Source organism: Cupriavidus sp. 05T313 (genome assembly GCF_056396665.1).
Map to the genome: position 1 here is coordinate 1 of NZ_JBFTLX010000359.1, position 5,422 is coordinate 5,422.

Genomic DNA, 5,422 nt, shown 5'->3' on the forward strand with positions numbered 1-5,422 from the left:
TCGTCAAGGAGTCCGGCGTACCCTATGAAGAAGTCGATGCACTCGCCAAAATCTATTGCAAGGGTGAGCGTGTCATCGTGACCTGGGGCATGGGCTTGACGCAGCACAAGAACTCCGTCGCCACAATTCACATGCTGTCCAATCTGATGATGATGCGGGGAAACATCGGGCGGGAGGGGGCGGGACTGCTGCCCGTTCGCGGACACTCGAATGTCCAGGGTGACCGGACGATGGGCATCGAAGAGCAGCCTGAGCCAGCATTCCTGGACCGGCTCAAGGAAGTGTTTGGCTTCGAACCGCCTCGCCATCACGGCATGGATGTGGTTGCGACCGTCGACGGCATGCTTGATGGCACGGTTAAGGTCTTTATCGGCCTGGGCGGCAATTTCGCGATGGCAACGCCAGATACGCCTCGCACCTGGGAAGGGCTTCGCGCGTGCGACCTGACGGTGCAAATTGCCACGAAGCTGAATCGCAGCCATCTCATTCATGGCAGGGATGCCCTGATCCTTCCGACCCTGGGGCGCACAGAAATCGACATGCAAGCCGGAGTCGCCCAGGGTGTGACCGTGGAAGACTCGGTCTGCATGGTCCATATCTCGTATGGCATCAACGAGCCGGCCTCGCCCAACCTGATGTCAGAGACCGCTATTGTGGCGAGAATCGCTGAGGCCACCCTCGGCGGCAGCAAAATTGAATGGCTCTGGTATGCCGAAGATTACGCCCGCATCCGGGACGCTATCGAGAAAGTCGTTGAAGGCTTCCATGATTACAACGCCCGTATCGCCGAACCGGGTGGCTTCCACCTCCGGGTTGCGTCTCGCGAGCGTGTCTGGAAGACGCCAAGCGGCACGGCGCAATTCGTAGTCCATGAAATCGAACAGGACACACCGATTCACCGGGCCCGCGCGAAGTACGGCGAGAAATTGATGGTTCTGATGACCACGCGCTCGCACGACCAGTACAACACCACCATCTACGGCCTCGACGACCGTTACCGCGGCGTCTTCGGCCAGCGTCGCGTGATTTTCGCGAATCGGGCGGACATTGACATGCTCGGCTTTGCGCCCGGCGAATTTGTCGACCTGATTGGCGTCTGGGATGACGGCATCTCGCGGCGCGCCGACCGGTTCCTCCTGGTTGAATACGACATTCCGCGCGGTTGCATGGGCGCTTACTACCCGGAAACCAATCCATTGGTTCCGCTTGACAGCTTTGCCGACGTAGCGCGTACCCCTACTTCGAAGTCGATACCGATTCTTCTCGAGCGCTCGGCTCCTGACGCCTAGCGGGGCGCCGGCGGCATCGAGAGTTGGCCACTCCCTTTCGAGGGGTCCGCCGACTCGCCTCGCGCCCGGGGGTTACTCAATCAGGTCGGAAGGTTATTTTTCATTTGAGCGGAGGCACCAAAATGCCAGTTAGTGATGTCCTGAATTTATCAAGGGCCCAGTTTGCCATGACGGCAATCTTCCACATACTGTGGCCGATCTTAACCATTAGCCTTTCAGCATTTCTTCTCGTCGTCGAGACGCTTTGGATCAAGACTGGCAACGTGGCGTATTACCGGCATGCACGGTTCTGGAGCAAGCTGCTGGTGCTGAACTTCGCAGTGGGTGTCGTGAGCGGGATTCCCATGGAGTTTCAGTTCGGGACAAACTGGGCGCCGTTCTCGCAGCATTCCGGGCAGTTCCTGGGGAACATCCTGGGGTTTGAGGGCGCCATGGCCTTCATGCTGGAGGCTGGGTTCGTCGGAGTGATGATGTTCGGGTGGGACCGTGTATCTCGCGGAACGCATCTGTTTGCGACCGGCATGGTCGCATTTGGCTCCACCCTCTCGGCTTTCTGGATCATGGTTGCCAACTCCTGGATGCAGACGCCGGCCGGTGTGACTGTGGTCGATGGAAAGGTTGTGGTTGCCGACTATCTGCGCGCGATCTTCAACCCGGACATGATCTGGGGCGTCACGCACATGTGGGTGGCCGCAATCGAGACCGGCCTGTTTGTGGTCGCCGGCATCTCCGCTTACTACTTGCTAAAGCGCCGGAATCCTGAGTTCTTTGCCCGCTCCTTCAAGCTCGCGCTATGGATCCTGGTGTTCGTTGCCCCGCTGCAGGTTTGGCTGGGCGACTCGAGCGGTGTCGACGTGTTCGAGACGCAACCTGCCAAGGGCGCGGCAATCGAAGGCCACTGGCACACGAATCCGTCGGGACAGGGCGCATCATGGTCACTATTGGCATGGCCGAATCAGGCCAAGCAGGAAAACGATTGGTCCATTGAAGTACCCGGCATGCTGAGTATCCTTGGCACCCATAGCCTGACGGGCAAGGTGACAGGCCTCGCCGATATCGCCCGCGAAGACCAACCCACCATGCTGCCGCTGCTTTACTACGCCTTCCGTGTGATGGCGGGAATCGGCTTCCTCTTTGTGGTACTGGCGTTCTGGACGGCATACGTTTTCCGCAAGACCCGAGGCAGGCTGAGCGCACTGCTTGAGAACCGGATGCTGCTGCTTGCCTGGGTGTTGTGCATTCCTCTGCCCTATATCGCGGTGGAGTGCGGGTGGATCGTCCGCGAAGTGGGTCGTCAACCCTGGATTGTCTACGGACTACTGAGGACCCGGGATGCGGTTTCGGCGGTTCCCGCAAGTGCAGTGTCAGGGAGCATGTTCATGTTCGCCGCATTCTATGTAGTGCTGTTCATTTCCTTCTTTGTCTTTGCGAAGAAGTGGCTGAAGAAGGGGCCGGATCTCACACTCATGCCGCCGGTAGAGCAGGTTCGTGCCGTCCCCGCCGCGCATTCTGGCTATTGATATGGCTTTGAAAGCAGGAAGCTGAAATCTTTACATAGAGGGAAAAAATGAATTCGTCTCCAACCTCCATGCTTACCATTGCGTGGTTCGGTCTTATTGGTTTATTTCTGATATTTTATGTCATTACCGATGGATTCGATCTCGGTGTCGGCATACTGAGTCTTTTCACGAAAAAGGAAGAGCACCGCGACTCCATTTTCGCTTCGATTGCCCACGTCTGGGATGCGAATGAAACGTGGTTGGTCGCACTCGGCGGTGCCCTCTTCGGGGCATTTCCAGGCGCATACGCGATGCTGCTGCAAAGCTTGTACGTGCCAATCATGGTGTTGATCGCGAGTCTCATTCTGCGCGGTGCGGCGATCGAATTTCGGCACGCGGCGCACCGCAAGCGCGGCTGGGACCTCATTTTTGGCATCGGCAGTTTGCTGGCGGCAGTTACCCAGGGTGTCATTCTCGGCAAGGTGATTACAGGCCTTGCACCCGGGATCGGTAGCGAGGGCTTCACCGTGGTTGCTGCTGTGGGCGTAACAGCAGGTTATGCGCTCCTTGGCGCAACGTACCTGGTCAAGAAGGTAAGTGGTCAGCTTGAGCAGATTGCCCGCCGCTACACCGTCATCAGCATGCTCCTCACAGCTGCCTCTGCCATCCTGTTGTCCGCCGGCACCATGCTGTTTAGCCCGATTGTCCAAGCGCGCTGGGCGCAACCTGGCGTATTTCATGTCCTTGTTGCACTGGCTACGCTTGCGATCCTGTCGTTTGTCTACATCGCTTATGCTCTGCGCGTAGGCAGTGTCCGGGGACCTTTCCGGGCATCGGTGCTGATTTTCATCGTTTCGTTCGCGGGCCTGGCGATCAGCCTGTTCCCGAGCCTTATCCCCGGCCAGCTCACCATCACGGCAGCAGCGTCGGAGAATCCCACGTTGGTGTTCATGCTGTTGGGGATTGGTACCGTCCTGCCCATCATGATTGGATACAACCTTTACCAGTACCACGTCTTCCGTGGGAAGGTCGTTGCCCACCACTAGCCCGGCGGAACCGGCATCAAGCCGCATGGCATGGCGCCATGCGGCTTCTGCCGCCAGAAAAGGGTGGCCGTAGAAGACCCCCTGTCGCTTGATTTCAACGTAAATCGGCTGGTTTGTGCAAATTAAAGGATGAGGATGGTGGAAGAGCGAAGGGATTCGTTGATGATTGTTCGAAATCGATTCGAAGGATTCATTGGTGTCGGGGAGCTGGTCGGCTTGATTCTGATCGGATTGGCCACAAGCTTCGCAATGGGGCATGAGGCGTGGAAGGTTGTGGAAATTGGGCAGGTAACGCTGACGGATCTGCTCCTTATGTTTCTCTATCTCGAGGTTCTGGCCATGGTGGCAAGATACCTGAAACTAGGGCAACTCCCGGTCCGCTTTCCGCTCTATATCGCCATGGTTTCGCTGGCCAGAGACCTGATACTCCGCTATAACGAGGCGACCGAGTTGCATCTGCTCGCATCCAGTCTGGGAATCGTATTGCTTGCCCTGGGTGTGCTCATCCTGCGCTTTGGCCAATCCAAGTACCCGAGTAGCGACGACACGGGACCGGAGGAGCCGATACGATAGACCCGAGAATCTCTTGGGCTATTGCCTGATGGTATCCGGTGGGGACGCGCTCGGTGCCAGTCAGGCGTTTGTTCGCTATCGTTCCGGCCATCCTGATGACTATAATGAAAGCCATGCCGAAGTGGCGGCGGATCAACTTCGCTCTTCCTCACGAGCTTGAGGAGATGGCAGCTTGAAACTATATGAGAAACTTGTTGCCGAGATCGAGGCCATGGTCTCGCATGGGGTACTCCTGCCGGGAGAAAAGATACCTTCCGTGAGGCAAACCAGCCTGCACCACCAGGTCAGCATGACGACGGTGATACGTGCCTATGTGCATCTGGAGAGCAAGGGCATTATTGAGAGTCGGCCCCAGTCCGGCTATTTTGTACGACGGCGCGCAGGCGAGCCGGTCGGCATGGAACTGCGAGCATCACAGCCGATTCCGATTTCCGCGGAGGTCGACGTTAGCAGGCTTGTGTTATCCACACTTAGGTCGATACGCGGGCACAACGCCGTTCCCTTTGGTTCTCCCTATCCCGATCCGTCCCTGTTTCCCTGGCGGCGCCTTAATCAATATGCAAGCACGATAGCGCGCCGGCATCCGCACTGGGATGTCATGGATGATTTGCCGCCCGGAAACACGCAATTGATAAGGCAAATTGCCCGGCGGCACCTGGAAAATGGACTTTCTGTCGACCCGAACGAGATAATTGTGACGGTCGGGGCAACCGAGGCTATTAACCTATGCCTGCAAGCGGTGGCGCAGCATGGGGACACTGTGGCCGTCGAGTCGCCGACGTTTTACGCAATGCTGCATGCGATAGAGCGCATGGGGATGAAGGCAATCGAGGTCGCGACCGATCCTCGCGAGGGCATCGATCTGGGTGCGCTTTCGAAGATAATCAGCGGACAGAAGATTGCCGCTTGCATGGTGATGCCAAATTTCCATAATCCTCTTGGCTTTCAGATGCCGGATGAGAAGAAGCGGGCGCTGGTAAAGCTACTTTCCGAACACGATATTCCAGTCATAGAG

Annotated in this window: 5 protein-coding genes; all 5 read left to right on the top strand. The window is 57.4% G+C overall.

The genetic code is table 11. From position 1 onward, the window contains the following. Window positions 1-1,289: molybdopterin-dependent oxidoreductase (locus AC1DKD_RS38655; protein WP_477144514.1), on the top strand; the 1,289-nt coding region annotated here is incomplete at its 5' end. A 122-nt stretch (window positions 1,290-1,411) separates the two neighbouring features. Continuing rightward, window positions 1,412-2,809 carry a cytochrome ubiquinol oxidase subunit I gene (locus AC1DKD_RS38660; RefSeq protein WP_477102223.1) on the top strand — a complete coding sequence of 466 codons (1,398 nt, stop codon included), beginning with the start codon at window positions 1,412-1,414 and terminating at the stop codon, window positions 2,807-2,809. Window positions 2,810-2,856: 47 nt separating this feature from the next. Next, window positions 2,857-3,834 (top strand): cytochrome d ubiquinol oxidase subunit II, encoded by a 978-nt coding sequence (locus AC1DKD_RS38665; RefSeq protein WP_477102224.1) that lies wholly within the window; start codon window positions 2,857-2,859, stop codon window positions 3,832-3,834. A gap of 135 nt (window positions 3,835-3,969) precedes the next feature. Next, window positions 3,970-4,407 carry a phosphate-starvation-inducible protein PsiE gene (locus AC1DKD_RS38670; RefSeq protein ID WP_477144515.1) on the top strand — a complete coding sequence of 146 codons (438 nt, stop codon included), beginning with the start codon at window positions 3,970-3,972 and terminating at the stop codon, window positions 4,405-4,407. 172 nt (window positions 4,408-4,579) lie between these two features. Next, on the top strand, window positions 4,580-5,422 hold an 843-nt coding region (locus AC1DKD_RS38675), incomplete at its 3' end, for an aminotransferase-like domain-containing protein (RefSeq protein ID WP_477144516.1).

What these genes read in the sequence shown, in the direction of transcription:
- AC1DKD_RS38670 (WP_477144515.1), top strand. Translation starts at nt 3,970, where the DNA reads ATGGTGGAAGAGCGAAGGGATTCGTTGATGATTGTTCGAAATCGATTC.
- AC1DKD_RS38660 (WP_477102223.1), top strand. Translation starts at nt 1,412, where the DNA reads ATGCCAGTTAGTGATGTCCTGAATTTATCAAGGGCCCAGTTTGCCATG.
- AC1DKD_RS38665 (WP_477102224.1), top strand. Translation starts at nt 2,857, where the DNA reads ATGAATTCGTCTCCAACCTCCATGCTTACCATTGCGTGGTTCGGTCTT.